Genomic DNA, 25,384 nt, shown 5'->3' with positions numbered 1-25,384 from the left:
CTGTCGCCACCCCGTGGAACGGCGTCGCCGAGCCGGCAGACTTCCAGATCGGCAGTCCCGGCAGCTCAGGCATGGTCGGCCGGGCGCTGCCGGTGCCAGTCGGTGACCTGTTGGTAGCGGTGGGCGACATTGAGCAGCCGAGCCTCGCTGAAGTAGTTGCCGATCAATTGCACTCCCGCCGGCAGGCCACCGGCGAAGCCGCAGGGGATCGAGATCGCAGGCAGGCCCGCCAGGTTGACGGCGATGGTGTAGATGTCGGAGAGGTACATCTGTACCGGATCGGCAGCCTTCTCGCCGAGTCTGAAGGCGGTGCTCGGGCTGGTCGGGCCGAGGACCACGTCACATTGCCGGAAGGCCTCGGCAAAGTCATTGGCGATCAGCCGGCGGATGCGCTGTGCCTGCAGGTAGTAGGCGTCGTAATAGCCGTGCGACAGGACATAGGTGCCGATCAGGATGCGGCGCTTGACCTCGGCGCCAAAGCCCTGCGCGCGACTCTTGCAATACATGTCGGTCAGGTCGGCGTAGGCGGGCGCGCGGTAGCCGTAGCGGACGCCGTCGAAGCGTGCCAGATTCGAACTTGCCTCTGCCGGTGCGATCACGTAGTACGCGGGTACCGAGAGATCCATTCGCGGCAGACTGACCGGCACCGTTTCGGCGCCGAGTTGGCGGTACTCGGCGATGGCGGCTTCGACCAGCTGCATGACTTCGGCGCTGCAGCCTTCGCCGAAGAACTGCTGCGGCAGGCCGATGCGCAGTCCGGCCAGCGGTCTACCGCCGGCTGCTGCCGTTAGTTCGCGGGCGAAATCCTCACAGGGGCGGTCGAGGCTCGTCGAATCGCGTTCGTCGAAGCCGGCCATGCAGTTGAGCAGCAACGCGCAGTCGGCCGCCGAGCGGGCGAGCGGACCCGCCTGGTCGAGCGACGAGGCGAAGGCGATCATGCCGTAGCGCGAGATGACGCCGTAGGTCGGCTTCATGCCGGAGAGGTTGCACAGGGCTGCGGGCTGGCGAATGGAGCCGCCGGTGTCGGTACCGGTCGCCGCCGGCGCGAGGCGCGCCGCAACGGCCGCCGCCGAGCCGCCGGACGAGCCGCCGGGAACGCGATCGAGCGCCCAGGGATTGGCAGTCGGACCATGGACGGAGGTCTCGGTCGACGATCCCATGGCGAACTCGTCCATGTTGGTCTTGCCGAGCAGTATCGCACCGGCCTGCTGGAAGCGACTGATCACCGTCGCATCGTAGGGACTGACGAAGTTGCTCAGCATCTTCGAGCCGCAGGTCGTCAACCAGTCGCTGGCGCAGAAGATGTCCTTGTGGGCGATCGGAATGCCGGTCAGCGCCTGTGCGTCGCCCCGGGCCAGCCGGTCGTCGGCAGCCCGCGCCTGCGCCAGGCTGCGGTCGGGGTGGACGGTGATGAAGGCGTTCAGTTGCGGGTTGATGCGGGCGATCCGATCGAGGTAGATTCCCGTCAGTTCGACGCTGGAGATGCGTCGGCTGGCGAGGGCCTGCGCGATGTCGGCGAGACTCGACTCAATCATTCGATCACCCTTGGCACGAGGTAGAGGCCCGCCTCGGCTTCCGGTGCGATCGCCTGGAAGGCGGCACGCCAGGCCAGTTGGTCGGCTTCGGTGACGCAGTCGGGGCGCAGGCGCTGCGCCAGATCCTGTGCATGCGCCATCGGTTCGACGCCCTGCGTATCGACCGCCTGCATCGTCTCGATCAGGCCGAAGATCCCGTTGAGCTGGCCAAGGGTGCGGTGGGCGTCGACCTCGTCGATCTCGATGCGGGCGAGATGGGCGATGCGATGGACCTGTTCGAGGGTGAGCGACATGGTTACGAAATCACTAAGGTGGTAAACGAGGCAGCCATATAAGGTATCATAAAAGTTTTTCCCACCGCAGCCCCTGACGGGGGCCATCACGGATTTCGCAAGCATGTTCAGTTTTCTGCGCAGTTACTTCTCGAATGATCTGGCGATCGACCTCGGCACCGCCAATACGCTGATCTACGTGCGCTCGAAAGGGATCGTTCTCGATGAACCGTCGGTCGTCGCCATCCGGACCGAGGGTGGACCCAGTTCCAAGAAGACCATTCAGGCGGTCGGCAAGGCGGCGAAGGAGATGCTCGGCAAGGCGCCTGGGGCGCTGACCGTCATCCGGCCGATGAAGGACGGCGTCATCGCCGACTTCACCGTCACCGAGCAGATGCTCAAGCAGTTCATCAAGAAGGTGCACGATTCGCGCCTGCTGTCGCCATCACCACGGATCATCATCTGCGTGCCGTCGGGCTCGACGCAGGTCGAACGGCGGGCGATCCGCGAGTCGGCGATTGGTGCCGGTGCCAGCCAGGTCTTCCTGATCGAGGAGCCGATGGCGGCTGCGATCGGTGCCGGACTGCCGGTCTCCGAGCCGACCGGGTCGATGGTCGTGGACATCGGTGGCGGGACGACCGAAGTCGGGGTCATTTCGCTCGGCGGCATGGTCTATGCGGGTTCGGTGCGGGTCGGTGGAGACAAGCTCGACGAGGCGATCATGAACTACATCAGTCGCAACTACGGCATGCTGATCGGCGAGAACACCGCCGAGAACATCAAGAAGCGGATCGGCTCGGCGTTTCCTGGTGCCGAGGTGCGCGAGATGGAAGTGTCGGGAATCAACAAGGCCGAGGGCATTCCGCGCAAGTTCACCATTTCCTCGAACGAGATCCTCGAGGCACTGACCGAGCCGCTGAACAGCGTCGTCTCGGCGGTCAAGTCGGCGCTCGAGAAGACGCCCCCCGAACTCGGTGCCGACATTGCCGAGAAGGGCATGGTCCTGACCGGCGGTGGTGCGCTGCTGCGCGACATCGACCGGCTGCTGATGGAAGAGACCGGTCTGCCGGTGATCGTCGCCGAGGAACCCCTGACCTGTGTCGCCCGCGGCTGCGGTCTGGCGCTCGAGAAGATGGACAACCTCGGCAGCATCTTCGCTTCCGATTGACCGGTGGCGGCGGCATTGCCGTGCGCTGCCAGTTGCCAGGCCTGAGCGATGGACCATCAGCCGCCACCGTTCTTCAAGCGCGGGCCGGCACCCTTGGCGTTGCTTTCGTTCTACGTCGCGATCGCCGTCGCGCTGCTGGTCATCGACGCGCGCCTGCAGGCGCTGGAGGTCGTGCGCCAGGCGTTGTCGCTGTTCACCCATCCGCTGCAGCAACTGGCGCATCTGCCGGCGCATTCGGTCGCCAGCGCTAGCGACTATTTCGTCAGCCTTGCCCACCTGCGCGAGGAGAATGCGCGACTGCAACAGGCGCGCATCGAGAAGGCGACGACCTTGCTGCGCACGCAGCAACTGGAAGTCGAAAACGAACGCCTGCGCAAACTGCTTGGCGTCAAGGAGCGGCAGCAGGCCAGTGGCCAAGTGGCACAGATCCTCTATGCGGCGCGTGATCCCTACACACGACGGATCGTCATCGACAAGGGGCAACAGGACCAGATTGCCGCAGGGCTGCCGGTGATCGATGATGCCGGCGTCGTTGGCCAGGTGACACGCGTCTTCCCCTTCGTCGCCGAAGTGACGCTGATCACCGACAAGGAACAGGCGGTGCCGGTGCAGATCGTCCGCACCGGCCAGCGTTCGGTCGTCTTCGGACTCGGCAACGGGCAACTCGAACTGCGCTTCCTGCCAGCCAACGCCGACGTGCAGAACGGTGACGTGCTGGTGACCTCGGGGCTCGACGGGATCTTCCTGCCGGGTTTCCCGGTTGCCCGGGTGGTGCATGTGGAACGGGACACCTCGTACTCCTTTGCCCGCATCTTCTGCATGCCGCTGGCGGGCGTCGAGAACTTCAGCGAGGTGATCGTCCTCGAGCAGCGGCCACCGGTTGCCCTGCCTGCCGAGCTGACGGCGGCGGCCGGTGGCCGTGAGGCGAAGGCGGCCAAGTCGACGCAGGCGCGCAAGAAGCGCCTCAGGAGAGAGTAGCAGCGTGCAGACCAGCTATCGTTCATCGGCTCGCATCCTGCTGCCGGTTCGCCCGTGGTTCATCGCCTGCAGCCTGGCAGTGGCGCTGCTGCTGAACCTGCTGCCGACGGCCGCCTCGCCGGTCCTGCCTGACTGGCTGGCGCTCGTGCTGGTTTTCTGGAGCGTCCGTGAGCCGCGGCGCGTCGGCATGGGGCTCGCCTTTCTCGGCGGCATCGCGATGGACGTCGCCGATGCCGGCCTGCTCGGGCAGCACGCACTGGCCTATGTCCTGGCGGTCTATGGCGGTGGCGCGCTGTCGCGGCGGATCCTCTGGTTTCCCCTCGCGGAGCAGGCGCTGCACGTACTGCCGCTGTTGTTGCTGGTGCCGTTGGTGCAGGTGATCGTGCGGGTCATCGCGGGCGCCGATTTCCCCGGTTTCGGCTACTTTCTGGGGCCACTGCTGGCCACGCTGCTGTGGCCTGTCCTGACCTTTGCTCTCCTGTTGCCGCAACATCAGCCGGTCGACCATGATGCCAATCGCCCGCTCTGAGCGCCCGCCGACGGTCCTGCAGCAGCCTTCCAGGGAGCCGTTGGCGTTGCCGGCGCCGCTGCATCGCTGAAGGAGTTCGCCTTGCTCGCCCGTCAGTCGCAACTCGCTGCTCCGGATCGCGAACTCGCGCGTTTCCGTTTTCGCGTCGGCCTGGCCGCCGTTGCCGTCGTCGCCGCCTTCGTGCTCCTCGTTTCCCGTCTCTTCCACCTGCAGGTCATGCAGCACGATTACTACTCGACCCGTGCCGAGGACAACCGCATCTCGCTGGTGCCGATCGTTCCCAACCGGGGGGTCATCGTCGATCGCCAGGGGACGGTTCTGGCGCGCAACTACTCGGCCTTCACCCTGGAGATCACGCCATCGCGGGTCGACGACCTCGAGGGCACCATCGACGGCCTGAGCAAGCTGATCGAAGTCCTGCCCAAGGACCGCAAGCGTTTCCGCCGCCTGCTCGAAGAGAGCAAGACCTTCGAGAGCCTGCCGATACGCTCGCGGCTGAGTGAGGAAGAGGTGGCACGCTTTGCCGCCAATCGCTACCTCTTTCCCGGCGTCGAGGTCAAGGCGCGTCTCTTTCGCCACTATCCCGAGGGCTCGGTCGGTGCCCACGCCATCGGCTACATCAGCCGCATCAACAAGCGCGACCTCGAGATCATCGAGGAGAACGAACAGACGAACAACTACAAGGGTACCGACCACATCGGCAAGTCCGGGGTGGAGCAGAAGTACGAGTTTCAGCTGCATGGCGAAACCGGCTACGAACAGGTGGAGATCGACGCCGGCGGTCGCGCCGTGCGCAGCCTGTCGCGCAGCGCCCCGGTGCAGGGCAACAACCTCACCCTGACGCTCGATATCAAGTTGCAGGAAATGGCGGAAAAGGCCTTTGGCGACCGCCGCGGGGCACTGGTGGCGATCGAGCCCGCGACCGGCGGCATCCTGGCCCTGGTGTCCGTGCCAACCTTCGATCCCAACCTGTTCATCGACGGCATCCGCAGCGACGACTGGGATCAGCTCAACAATTCACCCGACAAGCCGTTGCTCAACCGTGCACTGAATGGTGCCTATCCGCCGGGTTCGACCTTCAAGCCGTTCATGGCACTGGCGGCGTTGGAGACGGGCAAGCGGACACCCGGACAGGCCATTTCCGATCCGGGCGTCTTCAACTTTGGCGGGCACCAGTTCCGTGACGACAAGAAAGGTGGCCATGGCATCGTCGACATGCACAAGTCGATCGTCGTCTCCTGCGATACCTACTACTACGTCCTCGCCAACGACATGGGGATCGATGGCATTGCACGTTTCATGGGTCAGCTCGGCTTCGGCCAGCGGACCGGTGTCGACATCGAGGGCGAGTCACCGGGCATCCTGCCGTCACCGGAGTGGAAGAAGCGCCGTTTCCGGCGCCCCGAGCAGCAGAAGTGGTTTGCCGGTGAAACGATCTCGATCGGCATCGGCCAGGGTTACAATGCCTATACGCCGATCCAGCTGGCGCAGGCCACCGCGACCATAGCCAACAACGGCGTCATGTACCGCCCGCATCTGGTCAAGTACATCACCGACAGCCGTACCGGCGAGAAGACGATGATCGAGCCCGAGCCGCTGCGCGTCCTGCCGTGGAAGCGCCAGAACGTCGAGGTCATCAAGCGGGCGCTGGTCGGGGTCAACATCGCCGGCACCAGCGCGCGTGCCTTCGCCGGCGCCGGCTACACCTCGGCGGGCAAGACCGGGACGGCGCAGGTCTTCAGCCTCAAGGGTGCAGACTACAAGGCGTCGCGGGTGAAGAAGGAACTGCGCGACCATGCCCTGTTCATCGCCTATGCGCCGGCCGAGCAACCGAAGATCGCCGTCGCCGTGCTGGTCGAGAACGGTGGCTTCGGCGCCCAGTCGGCGGCGCCGATCGCGCGCATGGTTTTCGATTACTATCTCCTTGGCAAGCTGCCCAAGGGGGCGGCGAGGGAGGACGATGTCGAGGAAGACTAGCTGATGTCGCAACAGTTGCTGCAGCGGTTCTGGGCGCGTCTCGTCGGGCATGTCGACGGCGTCCTGTTGCTGCTGACGCTGGCGCTGATGGCAACTGGTCTGGCGACGGTCTACAGTGCCACGGCCGACAGCAGCAGCCGCCTGCTGGCCCAGGCGCTGAACATGGCGGTTGGCCTCAGCGTGATGTGGACGGTCGCGCAATTGCCACCACAGAAGCTGATGCGCTTCGGCGTTCCGCTCTATCTGGCCGGTGTCGTCCTGCTGATCCTGGTCTTTCTCGTTGGCATCAAGGTCAACGGCGCAAGGCGCTGGCTGTCCCTTGGTTTCACCCGTATCCAGCCGTCCGAAGTGCTGAAGATCGGCGTGCCGCTGATGCTCGCGTGGTATTTTCACAAGCACGAGGCGGCCTTGAAGGCACGTCACTACGCCGTCGCCTGCCTGTTGCTGCTGGTGCCCTTCGCGCTGATCGCCAGGCAGCCGGATCTGGGAACCGCAATCCTCGTCGGCGCGGCCGGTTTCTACGTCATCTTCCTCGCCGGCCTGCCGTGGAAGGTGATCGTCGGCCTGCTGGCGGCGGGCGCGGCTGCCGCTCCCTTCGCCTGGACGATGCTGCACGACTACCAACGCAAGCGCATCCTGACCCTCATCGATCCGACCAGCGACCCGCTCGGCGCCGGCTATCACATCATCCAGGCGACCATTGCCATCGGTTCCGGTGGCAGTTTCGGCAAGGGCTGGCTGGAGGGGACGCAGACCCACCTCGAGTTCATCCCAGAGCGCCATACCGACTTCATCTTCGCCGTCTATGCGGAGGAGAGGGGCCTGCTCGGCAATGCCGTCCTGTTGCTGCTCTACCTGTTGCTGATCGGGCGTGGGCTGATGATCGCCGCCAATGCGTCGACGCTCTTCGCGCGCGTCCTCGCGGGCTCGATCACCCTCAGCCTGTTCACCTACGTCTTCGTCAACGTCGGCATGGTCAGCGGCATCCTGCCGGTTGTCGGCGTGCCGCTGCCGTACATGAGCTACGGCGGGACGGCGCTGGTGACGCTGTCGGTCGGGGTCGGTATCCTGATGAGCATCCAGACGCATCGGATGCTGGTGCGGCAATGAAGCGTGGCACGTCTTCCTCGCTGTTGGCACCGGCAGGCGCTGCCTGCTGGCTGGCGCTGTTGCTGGCCGCCTGTGGCGGACAGCCAGCGCGTCCGCCGGAGCAGGCCGCGCGCAGTCCGGAGCAGGCCAGGGTGCCGGCGAAGCCGCCACGCAAGTCGAACGTCGTGCAGAAACGTGGCGGCGCCTACTACAAGGACGACGGCCCGGGTGACGACATTCCCGACAATCTTGACGACATACCCGATGCGCAACCGCGCCTGGAACCACTGCACCGCTTTGCCAACCGGCCGTACGTCGTCCTCGGCAAGGCCTACGAGCCACATGCCAGCCTGCGGCCGCACCAGGAGCGCGGCATCGCCAGCTGGTATGGCAAGAAGTTTCATGGCCTCAAGACATCGATCGGCGAGCCGTACGACATGTTTGCGATGACCGCCGCGCATCCGACGCTGGCGATTCCGTCGTACGTCAGGGTGACGCGGGTCGGCAACGGCAAGTCGGTGGTCGTGCGCGTGACCGACCGCGGACCGTTCCACGCCGACCGGGTGATCGACCTTTCCTACGCCGCTGCACACCGCCTCGGTTATGTCGATGATGGCAGTACTCTGGTGCAGGTCGAGGCGATCCTGCCGGAGGGAGCGACGACGATGAGCTATGCGCAGGTGATGGCGGCGCCGGCGCCGGCCGCGGCAAGCGGTGGCGCCGCCGAGCGCGACGAGATCGAGCTGCTCGCCGTTCGCCTTGGCCTTGATACAGGAGGGCGGGCACCGGCGGCGGCGCGCGACATGCAGCGGCCAGCCGCGCCGCCGGCGGCCGCGTTGGCGCCGGTTGGCGCCAGCGCTGGCAGTGGCATCTTCCTCCAGCTCGGCGCCTTCGCCAGCGCCGACAATGCCGACAGCCTGCGCCTGCATCTGCAGCGCGAACTCGACTGGCTGAACGAAGGCGTTCAGGTCAGCTCCGCCGGAGGTCTGCACCGTGTTCATCTCGGTCCCTACCTCAACCGGGCGGATGCCGACAAGGTCGCCGAACGCATTCGTCTTGCCCTCGGCTACAGACCCACTTTCGTCGTTCGCTGATCAGGCGTCGTCGGGTCCGGGACCGAGCGGCCGAAACATCCCCTGCACGACCTCCCGGCCTTGGCCGAGCTGGACGAGTCGGCTGCTGATCTCCACCGGGATCAGCGTGCCGTCGTCGGCGACCACCGCACTGCGCAGCACCTCCGCCTCGCCGCCGCTGCCGATCTGGCGGCAGAGATCGCGCAGTTCGACCGCATCGTAGCGCCGGCAGAGTTCGCCGTGCAGGGCACCGAGGACATCCTGCCAGCGCCGTCCGAAAAGCCTCTCCGCCTGGGGGTTGGCGTCGATGATCTCGCCGGTCCGCGCGTCGGCGATGAGGATCGCATCGCGCGCGCCGTTGAAGAGGGCCTGTCGTAGGTTGAGGGCGTCACGCAGCTCTTCCTCCCGGGACAGCAACTCGTGCTGCAGCAAGGCAAGGCTGACGAGGCTGGCGACGGCATGTACGAACAGCCGCTGCACCGAAGTCCAGGCGGAGTGCTGGCCGACCCGTTCGATCGAGAGGACGCCCTGCAACTCACCATCGGCGTGGATCGGCGAGTTGATCAGGGCGCTGATGCCGTGCATCAGCAGATGATCGCGCAGGAATTCCTGCGTTGACGGATGCTTCAGCGCGTCATCGGCGATGATCGGCTCACCCAGGCGGAGCGCCCTGAAGTACTCGGGGTAGCGCCTGGCATGCAGCTTGAAGCCGCTGCTGTGACGGTCATGCGACAGCTCATAGAGGTCGATGCACTCGAGCTCCTGGCGCTGGTCACACAGGCCCCACAGGCTGACCCGCTCGATGTTCAGTGTCTGCGCGGTGGTCGCGGTGAGCTGGCGCAGCGCCTCGTCGAGGCGGTTGCCGTGGAACCCGCGTCTTGCCAGTTGGGCGAAGGCGCCCTGCAGGTCAAGGGAACTGGAGAGCGGTCGAAAGGGGGGCTGCATGAAGGTCGAGTCGGTGTCGATCCGGGTCTGGCGGGGGGCAGGAAGAGTGCCGCCATCGTACGCCCCGGGCCAGCGCGCGGGCTGTGGAGTAAGTCACGGCAGCCCGCATCGAGGCGGCAGCCATGCTCACAAAAGGCGTACAGACGGTTGCGAAGGGGTTGCTATAATCGCGGCTTTTTCCCGGGCCATGCCATGTCCAAGCTCCGCTCGCTCCTTCTGCTGATCCTCTGTCTGTCGCTGCCGGCCGTCGCCCAGGAACTGCCGACGCCGCCGTCGCTGGCAGCGAAATCATGGCTGCTGGTCGATGTCGCATCCGGTCAGACCCTCGCCGCGCAGGCGCCCGAACAGCGCCTGGAGCCTGCTTCGCTGACCAAGCTGATGACCGCCTACCTCAGCTTCGCCGCCATCAGGCAAGGGACGCTGAAGGTCGATCAGACCGTGCCGGTATCGCAGAAGGCGTGGAAGACCGGTGGCTCGAAGATGTTCATCCAGGTGGGCACGCAGGTAAAGGTCGACGATCTGCTCAAGGGCATGATCGTCCAGTCGGGCAACGACGCCTGCGTGGCACTGGCGGAGGCGATTGCCGGTGACGAGGAGAACTTCGCGCAGATGATGAATCGCGAGGCGCAACGGCTCGGCATGAAGGACTCGAGTTTCCGCAACGCCAGCGGCCTGCCCGATCCGCAACACTACACGACGGCGCGCGATCTGGCGCTCCTGGCGGCGGCGCTGATTCGCGACTTTCCAGAGGATTACGCGAAGTACTATTCGCTGAAGGAGTTCCGCTACAACAACATCACGCAGCCGAATCGCAACCGGCTGCTGCATATCGATCCGACCGTCGACGGCCTGAAGACTGGCCATACCGAGGCGGCTGGCTACTGCCTGGTGTCATCGGCCAAGCGTGGTCCGCGGCGGCTGCTGTCGGTGGTGCTCGGCGCGGCATCCGACAGCAAGCGCATGCAGGAGTCGCTGAAGCTGCTCAACTACGGCTTCCAGTTCTACGATGCGGTGCAGCTTTATGCCAGGAACGAGGCGGTGGCGACGTTGAAGGTCTGGAAGGGCGAGCAGCCCTCGGTCAGGGTCGGCTTCACCACCGACCTGGTGCTGACCGTCCCGAAGGGCTTCGGTCCAAGGATTCGCAGCGAACTCGTCTCGCCACAGAGGTTGGTCGCACCGATCGCGGCCGGACAGGTACTCGGCACGCTCAAGGTGAGCCTCGACGACAAGCCCTACGGCGAGTACCCCGTGCTGGCGCTCGCGGCGGTCCCGGCGGCCGGCATCATCGGGCGCATGATCGACACGGTCCGCCTCTGGTTCAACTGATGGGCGTCGATCGCCGTGTCTCGTGCTGCAGGTGGAACGTCGGCGCCGATGGTTGATGAACGCCAGAGCCTGCTCGAGTTTCCCTGTGCCTTTCCGCTCAAGGTCATGGGCCGGGCCGAGGACGGTTTCGCCCAGGCGGTGCTCGAGGTGGTGCTGCGGCATGCACCGGATTTCGACGCGGCGACGATGGAGATGCGCGCCTCGAGCGCCGGCAGGTACCTCGGCCTGACTTGCACGATCAACGCGACCAGTCGCGAACAGCTCGACCTGCTGTACCGGGAACTGGGCGCGCATCCGCTGGTCAGATTGTTGCTGTGAGCGACGGTGGCCAGCGGCAACTGGTGCAGGCCGGGCAGTTGCCGCTGTGGCTTCGTGAAGTCGGGCGCTGCGGCTACGAGGAGACCTGGCAGGCGATGGCGGCGTTCACCGCCGTGCGCGATGCGGCCACCAGCGACGAACTCTGGTGTTGCGAGCACCCGCCGGTGTTCACGCTCGGTCAGGCAGGCAAGCCGGAGCACCTTCTGACCGACCTCGGCATCCCGCTGCTGCAGACCGATCGCGGTGGGCAGATCACCTATCACGGCCCCGGTCAGGTGGTGATCTACCTGCTCATCGATCTCGCCAGGCGCCGGCTGAAGGTACGTGAACTGGTGACGATGATCGAACAGGCGGTGATCGACCTGCTGGCGGAACATGGCGTCGCCGCTGCGCGTCACCCGGGCGCGCCTGGCGTCTATGTCGCTGCGGCCAAGGTCGCCGCACTCGGTCTGCGCGTGCGCCGGAACTGCTGCTACCATGGCGTCAGCCTCAATGTCGACATGGATCTGTCGCCCTTTGCGGCGATCAACCCCTGCGGCTTCGCTGGCCTGCCAGTGACGCAGACCAGCGATCTCGGCGTCGCGCTGACGCCGGCGCAAGCGGCAACGGCACTTGCCGGCCACCTCGCGAGACAACTGGAGCGCAAGCAATGAACATCCGCAACGATGGCCAGCCAGGCGGTGGCTCGACGAGGGTCGCCGGTGTCAAGGAAAAGGGCGAACTGAAGACGGCGCGCATTCCGATCAAGATCATCCCGCAGGCATCACAGCGCAAGCCGGAATGGATTCGCGTCAAGGCCGGCAACGAGAGTGGCCGCTTCGGCGAGATCAAGAAGCTGCTGCGCGAGCAGAAGTTGCACACGGTCTGCGAGGAAGCCGCCTGCCCGAACATCGGCGAGTGTTTTGGTCGCGGCACCGCGACCTTCATGATCCTCGGCGACATCTGCACGCGCCGCTGCCCATTCTGCGACGTCGGTCACGGCAAGCCGCTGCCACCCGCTGCCGACGAGCCGGACAGCCTCGCCGACAGCGTCGCGCGGCTGCAACTGCGCTACGTGGTGATTACCAGCGTTGACCGCGACGACCTGCGTGACGGGGGAGCACAGCACTTCGCCGAGGTGATCGCCGCCGTGCGCCAGCGCTCTCCGGGAACCATCATCGAAACGCTGGTGCCCGATTTCCGCGGACGCATGGAGATTGCCCTCGATGTCCTTGGCCAGTCACTGCCCGACGTTCTCAACCACAACCTGGAAACCGTGCCGCGGCTCTATCGGCAGGCCAGGCCGGGCGCCGATTATGCACACTCGCTGGCCTTCCTGAAGGCCTTCAAGGCGCGCCATCCGCAGGTGCCGACGAAGTCGGGGCTGATGGTCGGCCTCGGCGAGACCGACGACGAGATCATCGAGGTGCTGCGCGACCTGCGCGCTCACGATGTCGAGATGCTGACCATCGGTCAGTACCTGGCGCCATCGCTGCACCACCTGCCGGTGCAGCGCTATGTTCACCCCGAGGTGTTCCGGAGTTACGAGCAGGCGGCACTGGCGATGGGCTTCAGCGGCGCTGCCTGCGGGCCGATGGTGCGCTCCAGTTACTGGGCGGACGTGCAGGCACACAGCGCCGGGGTCGCCTGACGGCCGCCTGGCGGGTCATGCGATGTCAGTTGTAGCGCACGAAGCGTGCCGGGTAGAGGGCGGTCCCCCAGGCCAGGAACAGGTACTTGGCCGTCTTGCCGATGGCGACGGCGAGCAGGATGCCGGGCGTCGACAACTCGGCGAGGGCGCAGAAAAGCAGCGCCGGCGTCTGCGGCAGCGGCCCAGCGGCAATGACCATCAGCGCCAGCAGTCCCCAGCGCTGCAGCCATTCGCTGGCCGTCTGCCAAGCGGCGCTCTGTACCAGTTCCGGGTAACGCGAGAGGATGAGTTCCGAGCCGAGAAAGCCGAAGATTTCGACCAGCACCGCCGCACCGCAGCCACTGGCGACACCGCAGCTGAAGCCGAGAGTCCGCCAGCGCCGGGGTGACAGCAGGACGGCCGGGATCAGCACGGCGACGAAGGGAAAGGCGAAGGTCACCGTCGCGCCGAAGGCGATCGCCGTCACCACCGCCGTATAGTATCGATGGCCGACGCTGCACATCAGCAACCGGCGCAACCAGTCCGGCAGGACGTGCGTCTTCACGCGCAGCGCGCCCGCTGCCGCTGCCGGCGCCTTGTGCCGGCGGCCGCTGGCAGGCTATGCTTGCCTGCATGGCGCCTGACGGCGCGCGAACTGTCCTGAGAACCCATTCTTGTCAATCATGCACACCTGTTCAGCCATGACGGGAATTGTAGGCCGAACGCGGCCTCTTGCGGCTTTTCCCGTGCACCGCAAGAGAGCAGGTCTGGCGATGGGAGTGACCCGGGGCAGGTGGCCGTGAGGCTGCCGTTCGCCGTCCTGGCCCTGCTGCTTTCGGTGGTCGCGCGGGCGGAGGACTTCCCTTCGCTCGGGGCGCACGGCCGTTTCGTCGAGTCGCGACCGGTCGTTGCCGGCCGGGCCAGCTTCTACTCGACCGCCTTCCATGGCCGCCGGACGGCATCGGGCGAGGCCTATCAGCACCAAGTCATCTCGGCGGCCAGCAACCGCTTTCCCCTCGGAACCGTGGTGGCAGTGCGGCGGGTTCCTTCCGCGCGTTGCGTCGTTGTCCGCATCAACGACCGCATGGGACACCGCAAGCGGGTCATCGACCTGTCGCGCGAGGCGGCGGTCGCTCTCGGCATGATCGACGCCGGTGTCGTCGATGTCGAAGTGACGCCGTTGCCGAAGTTCCTGATCGGCCACGAGAGCGCCTGCATGCTCGCTTTCCAGCCGCCGGCGCATCTGCAGGCTGAGGACGGTCCCGGACTGCGTGGTGCAGCGCGCTGAGGCGCGCTGCGGCAGCGGGAGGTCCGCGCCCGACGCGGGCGCCGGCAGATCGGCGCTGCGCGCGCGGGCAGCGCTGCAGTTGACCTGGCCCGGCAAAGTCAGGAATACTCGCGCGCACGGTCGGCGCGTGTTGGCGCGGCGACTGCGCGAAGGGGAGGGGGAAGACAATGAACGACGCGTTGCAGGCCGATATCCCCAGGACCAAGAAGTCGGTCGCCCTGTCGGGCGTGGTCGCCGGCAATACCGCCATCTGCTCGGTCGGACGCCGCGGCAACGACCTGCACTACCGTGGCTACGACGTCATCGCGCTCGCCGAGGATGCGGGTTTCGAGGAGGTCGCCTACCTTCTGCTTTACGGGCGCCTGCCCAGTCCGACGCAGCTCAGTCAGTACCGCAAGAAACTGAAGACCCTGCGCGGTCTGCCGGTGATGCTGCGGCCGATGCTCGAGAATCTGCCCGCCTCGGCGCATCCGATGGATGTCCTGCGCAGCGGCTGTTCGGCGCTGGGAACCATCCTGCCCGAAGCGCAGGACCACAATCCCGGGGCGGCGCGCGAGATTGCCAACCGACTGATCGCCGGCTTCGCCTCGATGCTGCTCTACTGGTATCACTGGTCGCACAACGGCCGGCGTATCGACACCGAGACCGACGACGACTCGATCGCCGCCCATTTCCTCCACCTCCTGCGCGGCAAGGCGCCGCCACCGTTGCATGCACGCAGCCTCGACAAGTCGCTGGTGCTGTACGCCGAGCACGAGTTCAACGCCTCGGCCTTCACCGCCCGCACCATCACCGGCACCGGCGCCGATCTGTATGCGGCGATCAGCGGCGCCATCGGCGCGCTCAGCGGCCGCCGGCACGGTGGCGCCAACGAGGTGGCCTTCGAGATCCAGAGTCGCTACGACGATGCGGCACAGGCCGAACACGATATCCGCCGCCGTCTCGAGAACCGGGAGATCATCACCGGCTTCGGTCATCCGCTCTACACCATTGCCGACCCACGCAGCAAGGTGATCCGTTCGGTTGCGCAGCAGCTGTGCATCGATGGGGACAACCTCGTCCTGTTCGACATCGCCAGCCGCATCGAGTCCGTGATGTGGGAGCAGAAGCGGATCTTTCCGAACGTCGACTGGTTTTCGGCAGTCGCCTACCACATGCTCGCCGTGCCGACGCCGATGTTCACGCCGCTCTTCGTGATCGCCCGCACCAGCGGCTGGGCGGCGCACGTCATCGAGCAGCGGATCGACGGCAAGCTCATCCGGCCGTCGGCCAACTACATCGGGCCGGAGGTGCAGGAATACGTCCCCCTTGCCCGGCGTTGCTGAGCCCGAGCAACCCTGAGCCAACGAAGCAAAGCGATGAGCACGCGAATTCCCGCCAGCCGCCCCGATCCCGACCGCGTCCTGGTCGACATCGCCGACTACGTCCTCGATTACCGGATCGACTCGCGTGCAGCGCTCGAGACGGCGCGCTACTGCCTGATCGATGCGCTCGGCTGCGCGCTCGAAGCGCTCGACTACGCGGCCTGCAGCAGCTTGCTCGGACCCATCGTTGCCGGCACCGGGGTGCCGCACGGTGCCTGCGTTCCCGGTACCGAGCACCGGCTCGATCCGGTGCGGGCGGCCTTCAACATCGGCACCATGATCCGCTGGCTCGACTTCAACGACACCTGGCTGGCCGCTGAATGGGGCCACCCATCCGACAACCTCGGCGGCATTCTCGCCACGGCCGACTGGCTGTCGCGGACGCGCGTCGCGCAGGGCGAGCAGCCGCTGCGCATGCAGCGGGTGCTCGAGGCGATGGTCAAGGCCTACGAGATCCAGGGCATCCTGGCGCTCGAGAACAGCTTCAATCGCGTCGGCCTCGATCACGTGCTGCTGGTCAAGGTCGCCACTGCGGCCGTCTGTACCTGGCTGCTCGGTGGCGATCGCGAACAGATCATCAATGCGCTCTCGCAGGCATTCGTCGATGGTCAGCCACTGCGCACCTACCGCCACGCGCCGAACACCGGCTCGCGCAAGTCCTGGGCGGCCGGTGACGCGACGGCGCGCGGCGTGCAGTTCGCCCTGCTGTCACGCCAGGCCGAGATGGGCTACCCGACGGTGCTGACGGCGCCGAACTGGGGTTTCTATGACGTGCTCTTTCGCGGTCAGGCGTTTCGCCTGCCACGCGCCTACGGCAGTTACGTCATCGAGAACATACTTTTCAAGATCAGCTTTCCGGCCGAGTTTCACGCACAGACAGCGGTCGAGTGCGCTCTCGAGCTGCAGCCGCAGGTCGCCGGGCGGTGGGAGGCGATCGAGCGCGTGTTCATCCGCACGCACGAGTCGGCGCTGCGCATCATCGACAAGCGGGGCCCACTGCACAATCCAGCAGACCGCGACCACTGCCTGCAGTACATGGTCGCCGTCGCGCTGCTGCGGGGCCGCCTGACGGCCGCCGATTACGAGGATGAGGCGGCGGCGGATGCACGCATCGACCTGTTGCGGTCCAGGATGGTGGTGAGCGAGGAGCCGAGGTTTTCGGCAGACTATCTCGACCCGGGCAAACGTTCGATCGCCAATGCGCTGCAGATCTTCTTCACCGACGGCAGCCGGACGCCGGAAGTGACGATCGAGTATCCGCTGGGTCACTGCCGGCGGCGCGCCGAAGGCATTCCGGTACTGGTCGACAAGTTCAGGACCAATCTCGCCCGCCGCTTTCCGCCCGCGCAGCAGGAGCGGATCCACGCATCGTCACGGGATGTCCGCCTGCTTGGGGAGATGGCGGTGCACACCTACCTCGATCAGTATGTACCCTGACCGGCGGCGCGCGTGTCGTCGGCGGGCGGGTCGCCCTGCCGCCATCCCGGCGGCGTCGGGATGGCCATCAGCGGAGAATGGAGAATGAGAGGCAACCTTGGCGCAATCGCATTGATCCTGATCGGTGTGCTGGCCCTGGCCATCAACCTGGGCCTGTTGCAGGTCGATTTCGCGCGCCTGCTGAGTACCTGGTGGCCATTGCTGTTGATCCTGCTGGGTATCGGCATGTTTCTCGCTCCGGGTACGGGCGACCGCGGCCGGGGGCAGCGCTAGTGGCGGCATGGGCGCAGGCCGACTGCTGCGCCGGCAGCGGGTTGCCGACGCCGCGGCCACCACAGCTCTCGCTGATCCGCCAGCCCGTGCCGGGATCGTCGCGAGCAGTCGCGGACGCAGGGCGCGGGCGAGCAACACCGCAGACTCGCCGCATGGCCGATCCCTTCACCACAGCTGAACCGCAGCCATGCAGCTTGCCGTCCGCGCCACCCTGACCTCCGCCATGCAGCGCCTGCGTGGCCGCCGCCGGATTCTGGGGATCGGCGGCCTGCCAGGTATCGCGCTGACAGCGGAAGACGTGCGCATCCTTGCCGGTCCGGCGGAGTTCCGCAGCACGCTGCTCGAGCAGATTGCCCAGGCGCGCAGGCGGATCGTCCTCGCCGCCCTCTACTTGCAGGACGATGCTGCCGGGCGTGAGGTGCTCGAGGCTCTGCATGCCGCCAAGGCTCGGCATCCCGGGTTGCAGATCGCCGTCTTCGTCGATTGGCACCGGGCGCAGCGCGGCCTGATCGGCAAGGCGGCCTGTACCGGCAATGCCGCCCTGTACACCGAGATGGCGCGTCGGCATGGGCCGGGGGTGCCGATCCGCGGTGTGCCGGTGCAGACGCGCGAGTGGATGGGCGTCATGCACCTCAAGGGCTTCGTCATCGACGACTGCGTTCTCTACAGCGGTGCCAGCCTCAATGACGTCTACCTGCATCGTGGCGATCGCTATCGGCTCGATCGTTACCATCTGATCAGCAGCCGCGCGCTGGCCGACAGCATGGCCGCCCTGATGACGCGCGTGCTCGGCAACAGCGCCGCGGTGTCGGCGCTGGATTGCGAGTCGCGGCAGAAGACTGCCGCGCTGCGTCCTGCCATCGGCCGCTTTCGCCGCCAACTGGCGACGGCTCGCTACGGCGCCCCGGCGACGGCGGGCGTGGGCGATTTGAGCATCACGCCGCTGCTCGGCTTCGGCGGCCGGGACAACGAACTCAATCGCGCCATCCTGCAACTCGTTCAGCGCGCGCGGCGGCACCTGCTCCTGTTCACTCCCTACTTCAATCTGCCGGGGCCGCTGCGGCGGGCGATCGAAGCGCGGATCAGGCAGGGCTGCCGGGTAACGATCATCGTCGGCGACAAGACGGCCAACGATTTCTACATCCCTGTCGACGAAGCTTTCACGACGATTGGTGCGCTGCCCTATCTCTACGAAGCCAACCTGCGTCGCTTCTGCAAGCAGCATCAGGACGCGGTCGATCGTGGTCTGCTCGACCTCTACCTCTGGCGGCACGAAAACCACAGCTATCACCTCAAGGGGCTGCTGGTCGACGACGACTACGCACTGCTGACCGGCAGCAACCTCAACCCTCGTGCTTGGCGCCTGGACCTTGAAAACGGCTTGCTGATCCACGACCCGCAGGGTCGGTTGGCCAGCCAGCACCGGGCCGAAGTCGATCGCATCCTGCAGCATTGCCGCCGCCTCGACCACCATCGCTCGCTCGAGTCGGTAGCCAGCTACCCCGAGCCGGTGCAGCGAATACTCAGGCGCCTGGCGCGTACCCGCGCCGACCGGCTGCTCAACCAGGTTCTCTGAACGGCTGGTTGCCGTTCATGCGCTCTTGGACAAGCGGCGGCGGCGCTGCCGCCGCGCCTGCCGTTCCACTCGCGTCGCCCTGGCCCGCCTGCCGTTGCCGGCCGCCGGCCATGCGGGCGCAGTCGCACCGTGGCGGCACGGCGGGTCAGCGCTGTCGCAGCGGATCGAGCAGCGCCGTCAGGCCGTTGTGGTCCAGCTCATGCAGCAGCGCCAGCAACTGGCCGAGCCGGCTTGGCGGGAAGCCGCGACGGGCGAACCAGTGCAGGTAGCGGCCGGGCAGGTCGGCGAGCGGCCGCCCGTGGTATTTGCCGTAGGGCATGCGGCAGCTCAGCAGCAACGGCAGATCGTCGCTGTTCATCGCCGCGGCACCGCGGTTACCGACGCCTCATCGGGTACGGCAGCGACGGCGGCGAGGATCGCCTGCAGCAGCCGCCAGCAATGGCCGACGGTGGCGATCTCGACGCGCTCGCCCGGCGCGTGTGCGCCGCGGATCGTCGGCCCGAAGGAAACCATGTCGACGCCCGGGTAACGGGCAGCGATCAGGCCGCATTCGAGGCCGGCGTGGATCACCTGCACCTTCGACTCGACGCCGAATTCGCGTGCGTAGACGGAGCGGCAGAGGGCGAGCAGCGGCGATTCGGGATTCGGTTCCCAGCCCGGATAATGGCCAGCCTTTTCGGCAACCGTTCCCGAGAGGGCGAAGAGGCTGACGATCTCGTCGGCCAGGGACTCGCTGCCGCTGGCGAGCAAGGAGCGCACCATGAAACTGCAAGAACCCCCGTCAGCGGTGATCGCCACCACGCCGAGGTTGTTCGACGTCTCGACGACTCCCGGCAGTTGCACGCTGTGCCGGCGCACGCCGTGCGGTGCGGCGTGCAGCGAGGCGAGCCAGATCGCCTGCTCTGCGGCGGACAGCGCGCGTTCGGCGGTGGCGGCCGTGCAGTCGATGCGCAGTCGATCATCGACGCCGAGCAACTCCTGCCGCAGCCGCGCCTGCCAGTCGCGCAGGCAGGCGGCCAGCGCAGCACCGTGGCCGACCGGCAGCGCCACCGTCGCCGCAGCCTCGCGCGGCAGCGCGTTGCGCGCCGAGCCGCCGGTCAGTTCGACCAGGCGCAGTGGCCAGCGACGCTCGAGGTCGCGCAGCACCTTCACCAGCAGCTTGACGGCATTGCCGTGCTGGGCATGGATGTCGACGCCCGAGTGCCCGCCGCGCAGGCCATGCAGTTCGATTCGCCACACTTCGCAGGCGGCCGGCAGTTCCTGTGCCGCACCCGGCCGGTGGACATTCACGTCGAGGCCGCCGGCGCAGCCGACGAAGAACTCGCCCCACTCCTCGGTGTCGAGGTTGAGCAGCAGTCGCCCCTGCAGGAGTCCGGGCTCCAGGCCATGCGCGCCACCCATGCCGGCCTCCTCATCGACGGTCAGCAGGGCTTCGAGTGGCCCGTGTGGCAGCGAGGAATCCGCCAGGGCGGCGAGGATCAGCGCGACGCCGATGCCGTTGTCGGCACCCAGCGTCGTCTCTTCGGCGACCAGCCAGCCGTCGCGGCGCTGCGGCCGGATCGGGTCGCGGGCAAAGTCGTGCGCGCTCGCGGGGATCTTCTGGCAGACCATGTCGAGGTGCGCCTGCAGCACGACTCCGGGTGCGCGCTCGCGGCCGCGGCAGGCCGCCTTGCGGATCAGCAGGTTGCCGGCCGCATCGACGATCGTTTCCAGACGGCGGTCGCTGGCCCAGCGCCGGAGTCCGTCGCGCAGCGGCCCCTCACGCTTTGGCTGGCGCGGGGTACGGCAAAGCGTCGCGAAGTGCTGCCAGACGGCAGCCGGCTCAAGCTCGGAGAGGTCGGGGTCGATGGCGGCAGGCATCATGCTCGGGTTTCGCTCGAAGGTGCCGGCAGCGGCAGGCTGCCGGGCGGCGGACAGGATACGCAAAAGGGCGCTTCGCTGCCAGCCCGGGCATTGAGGTCGCGCGACTGCAGACTTGCCGGCGTGCAGCGGTTGTCGCCTGGGGGCACTGCCGTGGCGCTTCGTCGAGGCCGGCATCGCCATGGCGCCGCGGTCTGTGGCAACATGCGTTGCCCGCAGCCGACGCCGGCGGCCGCTGGCAGTGGCTGCCACACCCGGTCGCACGTCCCTTGTCCCGGAGCCCGCCTTGCCCGCCAGCCTCTCGCTCAGCAGCAGCCCGTCGGCCAGTGCCATTCCGCGTCTGGTCTGGCAGCGGCTCTGTCCGGCCGGCGACCCGTTCCTCAACGCCGATTACCTGACGATCCTCGAAACGCACGGGGCGGCGGCTGCCGGAGCGGGCTGGACGCCGTGCCATCTGCTGGCGACCGCTGCCAACGGTGAGGTCGTCGGGCTGCTGCCGCTGTACGGCAAGCATCATTCGCACGGCGACTTCATCTACGATTGGGCGTGGGCCGCGGCCTGGCGTCAGCTCGGCCGTCCGTACTATCCGAAGCTGATGAGCTGCCTGCCGCACACGCCGGTCGGCGGGCCGCGGCTGCTGGTCGCCGACGGGGTGCCGGCAAGGGCCGTCCGGCAGGCACTGGTTGCCGGCGCGAAGGCGCTGGTCGGCCGGCTTGGTGCTTCATCATGGCATGTCGCCCTGCCGACCGACGACGAGGCCCAACTGCTGCAGGGCGAGGGCCTGTTGCTCAGCCACGATGTCCAGTTCCACTGGCTCGACCCGGGTTGTGGCGATTTCGACGGCCATCTGGCGACCTTCAGCGCCGCCAAGCGGCGCAAGGTTCGCGCCGAGCGCCGGCGCGTCGCCGAGAGCGGACTGACGATCGAGACGCGGCACGGCGACCAGGTCGACCCCGCCGAATGGCCGCTGCTGCACGCCCTTTACGCCAGTACCTTCGAGCGCTTCAACAATCACGCCGCCTTCTCGGCCGATTGCTTCGCCGATCTGGCGGTGGCGCTGGGCCGCCGGATGGTGGTCTTCATCGCTCGCGCGCAGCGTGCCCCGGTCGCGGTGGCGATCTGCTTTCGCAGCGATGAGGCCCTGTTCGGGCGTTACTGGGGCTGCCGCGGCAACCACCCCGGCCTGCACTTCGAACTCTGCTTCCATCAGGGAATCGACTACTGCCTGCGTCACGGGCTGCGCCGTTTCGAGCCCGGTGCCGGCGGCGAGCACAAGCTCGCGCGCGGCTTCCAGCCAACGCTCGTCCGTTCGGCGCACTGGATAGCCGATCCCGGCATGCGCCAGATGCTTGCCCGCCATCTGACGGCGCAGAAGGAATCGGTGGTCGGATACCGCGACGAGGCTGCCACCCACCTGCCGTTCCGCCGCGACGGTCCCCGCCGGGAAGACTGAAGGAGGCGTCGTCGCAGCTAAGGCCGCGCCGGAAAGCTGCAGTCGACCTGCCTGCCCGCGCCATCCAGGCGGCAGCGGCTGATCGTCCTGCCGTCGGCATCGATCAGCGTGCCCTCCCAGCCGTCGTTCGCATGTTCCAGCAGCAGGAAGCTGTAGCGGTTGAGGACGATGCCGCTGCTGGCGGCGATGCCATCATGGAGCCTGCCGTCGGGCTCTGTCTGCTCCCTGCTGCCGGGCGCTGCACCTTCGTACAGGGGCGACTGGGGATCGAAGGCTTCGAGCTGCGTGCCGCTGGCGCCGACGATGACCTGCGCGGGCCGCCCGGTGCTGCCGGCGAAGTTGAGCGTCGCGAAGGCGTGCTCGTGGCCCGAGAAGACGAACTGCAGGCTCGCCGGCAGGCCGCTGCGAGCCAGGCTCTGCAGCGCGTTCGGCGGCGCTGCCGCCGGCAGCAGGTCGTACCACAGTGGCTTGTGGATCAGCAGCCAGAGCGGCCGTCCGGCCGGCGCAGTCGTCAGCGCACGCAGCGTTCGCTGCAGGATGGCGAGATCGTCCGCTGCTGGTGCCAGCGGCAGGTAGTCGGCGAACGCGGCATTGTCGGCGACGACCAGCGTCAGTCGCTCCCCCAACTCGATGCGGTACGCGTCGGCAGTCAGGTTGTCGCCGAGCACCGACTGGCTGGCGGTCCGGTAGGCCTGGTTTGTGCATTGCTGGTAGGGCAGTGGTGACAGAAAACGCATCCACCCCTCACCGCCGCGGTCGCAGTTCTCGTGGTTGCCACGGACGACGATCCAGGGTGCGGCTGCCAGCAGCGGCTGTGACGGGGCGAGAAAGTCGGCCTGCCAGCCCGCCCAGCCGTAGCCGATGACGACACCCTGCGCGCGCAATGGCGCGCAGCGTGCCGGATCGTCGCAGTATTCACGGTAGTGATAGTCGCCGAGGTGAATCACCAGATCGGGCCGCGTCGCTGCCGCGGCGGCAGCCAGTCGCGGCCACGGCCAGTCGCTCGCACTGGCGCAATTCTGAATCGGATCCGCGGTGCCGCGGGCCGGCACCTGGATCCGACAGCCGGTGTCGCCGACAATGACGATGCGGCGTGGGTCGGCGGCAGGCATCGGTAGCGCATCGTTGCCGATACTCGCCTGGCGTGCAGCGGCCGGCAGCGTCGCCTCGCAGGCGGTGACGGCGAACTCCGGCCGGAAAGCCGGGTTGTCCGGCAGCTGCCTTGGCGCCTCGCTCGCCGTCGCGCCGGCGCGCACCTGCAACGGCACGCCGGCGCCGTCCACGATTGCCGTCGGGCAGTCGCCCGTGCCGTCGACGATGCTGCGCAGGCTGATGTGGCCGTCCGGCCCGAGCTGCGTCCAGCGGTGGAGGGTGGCTCCCTCGCCAGCGGGCCGCGCGGCGCAGCCGACAAGCAGGCAGAGCGTCGCCAGCAGCGTCGCGCTGCGGCAACCGGCACGATTGGCGGCAAGCGGCCGCGGCAGGTTGGGGAGCTTGGGCATGCGGCTTCCTTCCGGTGTTCGCCGTGGTGGGGTGGCATCGGGCGTTGCAGTCATTCAAGGCAGGCGGCGATGGCGCGCAGCCCGGCGAGGCCGCCGGCAGCGAGCGCCACTCCCTTGCCGGGTGGCAGTTGCGGCTCGCTCGGGTTGATGCGGATCAGCCTGCCGCGGCTCCGCTCACCGAGCAGGCGCACCGTCGGGATGTTCGTGCCGGCACCGATCTCGATCACGACCAGGCGGTTTACCTGGCGCAGCCAGTCGTGCAGGCGGGTTTCCTGGGCGTCGGTGCGTTCGGGCAGCCATCCGCAGTCGCCGAACATGAGGATGTTCGGCCGCGCGATTGCCCGGCAGCGCGGGCAGCGCGGAAAGTCCGAGCGGAGCAGGCATTCCTCCTCGTCCACCTGCGGCTGGTAGTCGTCGGCCGGCCAGATGCCGTCGTGACAGCCGTCAAGGCATTGCAGGTGATGGATCGATCCGTGACACTCGACGATCCGTTCGGCGGCGAAACCCGCCTTCTGGAACTGGCCGTCTACGTTGCTGGTGAACACGAAAGTGCCCTGCGGCAGGCCGTCGCCGATCCGGCGCAGGATGGCGAAGCCGGCGTGCGGCACGGTGCGTCGGTAGAGATTCAGGCGATGGCCGTAGAAACCCCAGGCGAGCGCCGGCCGGGCGGCGAAGGCGGCCGGATTGGCGATCTGCTCGAAGCCGATGCGGGCGCGGCCGAGTGCCGGGTAAACGCCCCAGAATCCCCCAGGTCCGCGAAAGTCCGGCAGGCCGGAATCGACGCCGATGCCGGCGCCGGCAGTGACCAGCAGCCCATCGGCCTGGCGGATCAGTTCGCCACAGGCAGCAGCGGTGTCCATCTACAGTCCGCGCGCCCACGCCGGCCGCAGCGGCGCTGCTGCCGGGTCGTCGATCGCCTGCCGCAACTGGCGCAGCAGGCGCGGCTTGTCGGTGTCGAGGGTGCCCTTGAGTACCAGCCAGTTCGATGCGTGGTCGCTGCGAAACACTGTCCGCTGAAGTTCCAGCCGCTCGAGAAAGCGCTCCATCTCGACGAACAGTTCGCGCTGGTCGAGTGGTCGCCACCCCGGGAAGGCGCCGCGGAAGCGTTCCTCGCCGAGTGGAAAGCTGACGACCAGCGTCGCCAGGTACTCGGGCTGTGTTGCGTTTGCCAGGCGCGCCGAGTTCTCGGCGTGGCGCAGCGAGAGCTGTGGGCCGGCGAGGCCGTTCAGGATCATCACCGAGCGCGTTATGCCCGCTTGGCCAAGCCGGTCGAGCGCGTCTGCCGTCGAGGCGAAGGTCTCGCCCTTGTGCACGCGCTCGAGGACCTCGTCGTCGCCCGATTCGGCGCCGACGTAGGCGATCGACAGCCCGGCGGCAGCCAGTTGGCACAATTCGTCGGTCGACTTGCGTCGCAAGTTGCGTGGCAGGCAGTAGCTCGAGACGCGCCGGACCGCCGGCAGATGGCTGCGGATGGCCTCGAGGACGCGCAGCAGTCGACGGGTCGGCAGCACCAGCGCATCGCCGTCGGCGAGGAAGACCCGCCGCACGGCATGGCCGCAGCGCTCGCCGGTGAGCCGGATGCTCTCCAGGACCTCCTCCTCGGCGCGGGCGCGGAACTGCTTCTGTGGCGCGGTGTACATCTCGCAGAAGGTGCAACGGTTCCACGAGCACCCGTCGGTCAGCGGCAGGATCAGCGACGCGGCTTCGCTCGGTGGTCTATAGACGGGTTCGACGTAGCGGATCGGGATCGGCGGCAGCATGGTCGGTGGGTCCGGAAAACGCGGCGACAGGCGAATACTAGCGCGCTTTCGCTGC

At 67.3% G+C, this 25,384-nt stretch carries 25 protein-coding genes; 16 read left to right on the top strand and 9 right to left on the bottom strand.

What is annotated here, in order from left to right:
* Positions 1–65 precede the first annotated feature (65 nt).
* Positions 66–1,535, bottom strand: a complete 1,470-nt coding sequence (gene gatA, locus HT579_19090) for an Asp-tRNA(Asn)/Glu-tRNA(Gln) amidotransferase subunit GatA (protein ID QKS30839.1) — start codon at positions 1,533–1,535, stop codon at positions 66–68.
* Positions 1,532–1,828, bottom strand: a complete 297-nt coding sequence (gene gatC, locus HT579_19085; protein QKS30838.1) for an Asp-tRNA(Asn)/Glu-tRNA(Gln) amidotransferase subunit GatC — start codon at positions 1,826–1,828, stop codon at positions 1,532–1,534. The genes gatA and gatC overlap by 4 nt, the downstream gene beginning before the upstream one ends.
* 103 nt (positions 1,829–1,931) lie before the next feature.
* On the opposite strand from gatC, the gene HT579_19080 reads away from it, so the two are divergent.
* From HT579_19080 to HT579_19055, 6 genes are all read left to right on the top strand, one after another.
* The gene (locus HT579_19080) at positions 1,932–2,975 is read left to right on the top strand and encodes a rod shape-determining protein (GenBank protein QKS30837.1); all 1,044 of its coding nucleotides are present in this window, start codon (positions 1,932–1,934) and stop codon (positions 2,973–2,975) included.
* 48 nt (positions 2,976–3,023) lie between these two features.
* Complete coding sequence (gene mreC / locus HT579_19075) at positions 3,024–3,953, top strand: rod shape-determining protein MreC (protein QKS30836.1); 930 nt, start codon at positions 3,024–3,026, stop codon at positions 3,951–3,953.
* A gap of 4 nt (positions 3,954–3,957) precedes the next feature.
* A complete protein-coding gene (gene mreD, locus HT579_19070; GenBank protein QKS30835.1) occupies positions 3,958–4,482 on the top strand; it encodes a rod shape-determining protein MreD in 525 nt (174 codons plus the stop codon).
* A gap of 81 nt (positions 4,483–4,563) precedes the next feature.
* On the top strand, positions 4,564–6,459 hold the full coding sequence (gene mrdA, locus HT579_19065; protein QKS30834.1) for a penicillin-binding protein 2: 1,896 nt from the start codon (positions 4,564–4,566) through the stop codon (positions 6,457–6,459).
* A 3-nt stretch (positions 6,460–6,462) separates the two neighbouring features.
* Positions 6,463–7,569, top strand: a complete 1,107-nt coding sequence (gene rodA, locus HT579_19060; protein ID QKS30833.1) for a rod shape-determining protein RodA — start codon at positions 6,463–6,465, stop codon at positions 7,567–7,569.
* On the top strand, positions 7,566–8,642 hold the full coding sequence (locus tag HT579_19055) for a septal ring lytic transglycosylase RlpA family protein (protein QKS30832.1): 1,077 nt from the start codon (positions 7,566–7,568) through the stop codon (positions 8,640–8,642). Before rodA ends, HT579_19055 begins: the two co-directional genes overlap by 4 nt.
* On the opposite strand, the gene HT579_19050 is transcribed toward HT579_19055, so the two are convergent.
* On the bottom strand, positions 8,643–9,566 hold the full coding sequence (locus HT579_19050) for a GAF domain-containing protein (GenBank protein QKS30831.1): 924 nt from the start codon (positions 9,564–9,566) through the stop codon (positions 8,643–8,645).
* Positions 9,567–9,758: 192 nt separating this feature from the next.
* Here HT579_19050 and HT579_19045 point away from each other — a divergent pair, with 192 nt between their 5' ends.
* From HT579_19045 to lipA, 4 genes are read left to right on the top strand one after another with little or no spacing between them, the layout of a single operon-like run.
* Complete coding sequence (locus HT579_19045) at positions 9,759–10,892, top strand: D-alanyl-D-alanine carboxypeptidase (protein QKS30830.1); 1,134 nt, start codon at positions 9,759–9,761, stop codon at positions 10,890–10,892.
* A 48-nt stretch (positions 10,893–10,940) separates the two neighbouring features.
* Positions 10,941–11,210, top strand: coding sequence for a DUF493 domain-containing protein (locus HT579_19040; protein QKS30829.1), 270 nt, complete (start codon positions 10,941–10,943; stop codon positions 11,208–11,210).
* Between the two features lie 38 nt (positions 11,211–11,248).
* A complete protein-coding gene (lipB, locus tag HT579_19035) occupies positions 11,249–11,863 on the top strand; it encodes a lipoyl(octanoyl) transferase LipB (GenBank protein QKS31721.1) in 615 nt (204 codons plus the stop codon).
* Positions 11,860–12,840 (top strand): lipoyl synthase, encoded by a 981-nt coding sequence (gene lipA / locus HT579_19030; GenBank protein QKS30828.1) that lies wholly within the window; start codon positions 11,860–11,862, stop codon positions 12,838–12,840. Before lipB ends, lipA begins: the two co-directional genes overlap by 4 nt.
* A 25-nt stretch (positions 12,841–12,865) precedes the next feature.
* Here lipA and HT579_19025 read toward each other — a convergent pair whose 3' ends face one another.
* Positions 12,866–13,384: a hypothetical protein gene (locus HT579_19025; GenBank protein ID QKS30827.1), complete on the bottom strand. Its 519-nt coding sequence runs from the start codon at positions 13,382–13,384 to the stop codon at positions 12,866–12,868.
* 228 nt (positions 13,385–13,612) lie between these two features.
* Here HT579_19025 and HT579_19020 point away from each other — a divergent pair, with 228 nt between their 5' ends.
* From HT579_19020 to pssA, 5 genes are all read left to right on the top strand, one after another.
* The gene (locus HT579_19020; GenBank protein QKS30826.1) at positions 13,613–14,107 is read left to right on the top strand and encodes a septal ring lytic transglycosylase RlpA family protein; all 495 of its coding nucleotides are present in this window, start codon (positions 13,613–13,615) and stop codon (positions 14,105–14,107) included.
* Between the two features lie 167 nt (positions 14,108–14,274).
* Positions 14,275–15,432 (top strand): 2-methylcitrate synthase, encoded by a 1,158-nt coding sequence (gene prpC, locus HT579_19015; protein ID QKS30825.1) that lies wholly within the window; start codon positions 14,275–14,277, stop codon positions 15,430–15,432.
* A gap of 33 nt (positions 15,433–15,465) precedes the next feature.
* On the top strand, positions 15,466–16,908 hold the full coding sequence (locus HT579_19010; GenBank protein QKS30824.1) for a bifunctional 2-methylcitrate dehydratase/aconitate hydratase: 1,443 nt from the start codon (positions 15,466–15,468) through the stop codon (positions 16,906–16,908).
* 84 nt (positions 16,909–16,992) lie between these two features.
* The gene (locus tag HT579_19005) at positions 16,993–17,181 is read left to right on the top strand and encodes a hypothetical protein (GenBank protein QKS30823.1); all 189 of its coding nucleotides are present in this window, start codon (positions 16,993–16,995) and stop codon (positions 17,179–17,181) included.
* A 223-nt stretch (positions 17,182–17,404) separates the two neighbouring features.
* Positions 17,405–18,757 (top strand): CDP-diacylglycerol--serine O-phosphatidyltransferase, encoded by a 1,353-nt coding sequence (pssA, locus tag HT579_19000; GenBank protein ID QKS31720.1) that lies wholly within the window; start codon positions 17,405–17,407, stop codon positions 18,755–18,757.
* 145 nt (positions 18,758–18,902) lie between these two features.
* On the opposite strand, the gene HT579_18995 is transcribed toward pssA, so the two are convergent.
* Complete coding sequence (locus HT579_18995; protein ID QKS30822.1) at positions 18,903–19,115, bottom strand: DUF3820 family protein; 213 nt, start codon at positions 19,113–19,115, stop codon at positions 18,903–18,905.
* Positions 19,112–20,617, bottom strand: a complete 1,506-nt coding sequence (locus HT579_18990) for an aminoacyl-histidine dipeptidase (protein ID QKS31719.1) — start codon at positions 20,615–20,617, stop codon at positions 19,112–19,114. The genes HT579_18995 and HT579_18990 overlap by 4 nt, the downstream gene beginning before the upstream one ends.
* A gap of 286 nt (positions 20,618–20,903) precedes the next feature.
* Between HT579_18990 and HT579_18985 the strand changes: the two genes are divergently transcribed.
* Positions 20,904–22,070 (top strand): GNAT family N-acetyltransferase, encoded by a 1,167-nt coding sequence (locus HT579_18985; protein QKS30821.1) that lies wholly within the window; start codon positions 20,904–20,906, stop codon positions 22,068–22,070.
* A gap of 17 nt (positions 22,071–22,087) precedes the next feature.
* On the opposite strand, the gene HT579_18980 is transcribed toward HT579_18985, so the two are convergent.
* From HT579_18980 to HT579_18970, 3 genes are read right to left on the bottom strand one after another with little or no spacing between them, the layout of a single operon-like run.
* Positions 22,088–23,569, bottom strand: coding sequence for a metallophosphoesterase (locus HT579_18980; GenBank protein QKS30820.1), 1,482 nt, complete (start codon positions 23,567–23,569; stop codon positions 22,088–22,090).
* A 50-nt stretch (positions 23,570–23,619) separates the two neighbouring features.
* Positions 23,620–24,429, bottom strand: a complete 810-nt coding sequence (locus HT579_18975) for an NAD-dependent deacetylase (GenBank protein ID QKS30819.1) — start codon at positions 24,427–24,429, stop codon at positions 23,620–23,622.
* On the bottom strand, positions 24,430–25,329 hold the full coding sequence (locus HT579_18970) for a radical SAM protein (GenBank protein ID QKS30818.1): 900 nt from the start codon (positions 25,327–25,329) through the stop codon (positions 24,430–24,432).
* Positions 25,330–25,384: the final 55 nt, after the last annotated feature.

Source organism: Candidatus Accumulibacter similis, assembly GCA_013347225.1.
Taxonomy (GTDB): Bacteria; Pseudomonadota; Gammaproteobacteria; order Burkholderiales; family Rhodocyclaceae; genus Accumulibacter; species Accumulibacter similis.
Note: the sequence above shows the minus strand (reverse complement) of the source record. Positions and strands in the feature narration are given on the sequence as shown.

Bases quoted from the DNA above. Each gene is read 5' to 3' on its own strand.
- gatA (QKS30839.1), bottom strand. From the start codon at position 1,535: ATGATTGAGTCGAGTCTCGCCGACATCGCGCAGGCCCTCGCCAGCCGA.
- gatC (QKS30838.1), bottom strand. From the start codon at position 1,828: ATGTCGCTCACCCTCGAACAGGTCCATCGCATCGCCCATCTCGCCCGC.
- HT579_19080 (QKS30837.1), top strand. From the start codon at position 1,932: ATGTTCAGTTTTCTGCGCAGTTACTTCTCGAATGATCTGGCGATCGAC.
- mreC (QKS30836.1), top strand. From the start codon at position 3,024: ATGGACCATCAGCCGCCACCGTTCTTCAAGCGCGGGCCGGCACCCTTG.
- rodA (QKS30833.1), top strand. From the start codon at position 6,463: ATGTCGCAACAGTTGCTGCAGCGGTTCTGGGCGCGTCTCGTCGGGCAT.
- HT579_19055 (QKS30832.1), top strand. From the start codon at position 7,566: ATGAAGCGTGGCACGTCTTCCTCGCTGTTGGCACCGGCAGGCGCTGCC.
- HT579_19050 (QKS30831.1), bottom strand. From the start codon at position 9,566: ATGCAGCCCCCCTTTCGACCGCTCTCCAGTTCCCTTGACCTGCAGGGC.
- HT579_19045 (QKS30830.1), top strand. From the start codon at position 9,759: ATGTCCAAGCTCCGCTCGCTCCTTCTGCTGATCCTCTGTCTGTCGCTG.
- HT579_19040 (QKS30829.1), top strand. From the start codon at position 10,941: ATGGTTGATGAACGCCAGAGCCTGCTCGAGTTTCCCTGTGCCTTTCCG.
- lipA (QKS30828.1), top strand. From the start codon at position 11,860: ATGAACATCCGCAACGATGGCCAGCCAGGCGGTGGCTCGACGAGGGTC.
- prpC (QKS30825.1), top strand. From the start codon at position 14,275: ATGAACGACGCGTTGCAGGCCGATATCCCCAGGACCAAGAAGTCGGTC.
- HT579_19010 (QKS30824.1), top strand. From the start codon at position 15,466: ATGAGCACGCGAATTCCCGCCAGCCGCCCCGATCCCGACCGCGTCCTG.
- HT579_19005 (QKS30823.1), top strand. From the start codon at position 16,993: ATGAGAGGCAACCTTGGCGCAATCGCATTGATCCTGATCGGTGTGCTG.
- pssA (QKS31720.1), top strand. From the start codon at position 17,405: ATGCAGCGCCTGCGTGGCCGCCGCCGGATTCTGGGGATCGGCGGCCTG.
- HT579_18995 (QKS30822.1), bottom strand. From the start codon at position 19,115: ATGAACAGCGACGATCTGCCGTTGCTGCTGAGCTGCCGCATGCCCTAC.
- HT579_18990 (QKS31719.1), bottom strand. From the start codon at position 20,617: ATGCCTGCCGCCATCGACCCCGACCTCTCCGAGCTTGAGCCGGCTGCC.
- HT579_18980 (QKS30820.1), bottom strand. From the start codon at position 23,569: ATGCCCAAGCTCCCCAACCTGCCGCGGCCGCTTGCCGCCAATCGTGCC.
- HT579_18975 (QKS30819.1), bottom strand. From the start codon at position 24,429: ATGGACACCGCTGCTGCCTGTGGCGAACTGATCCGCCAGGCCGATGGG.
- HT579_18970 (QKS30818.1), bottom strand. From the start codon at position 25,329: ATGCTGCCGCCGATCCCGATCCGCTACGTCGAACCCGTCTATAGACCA.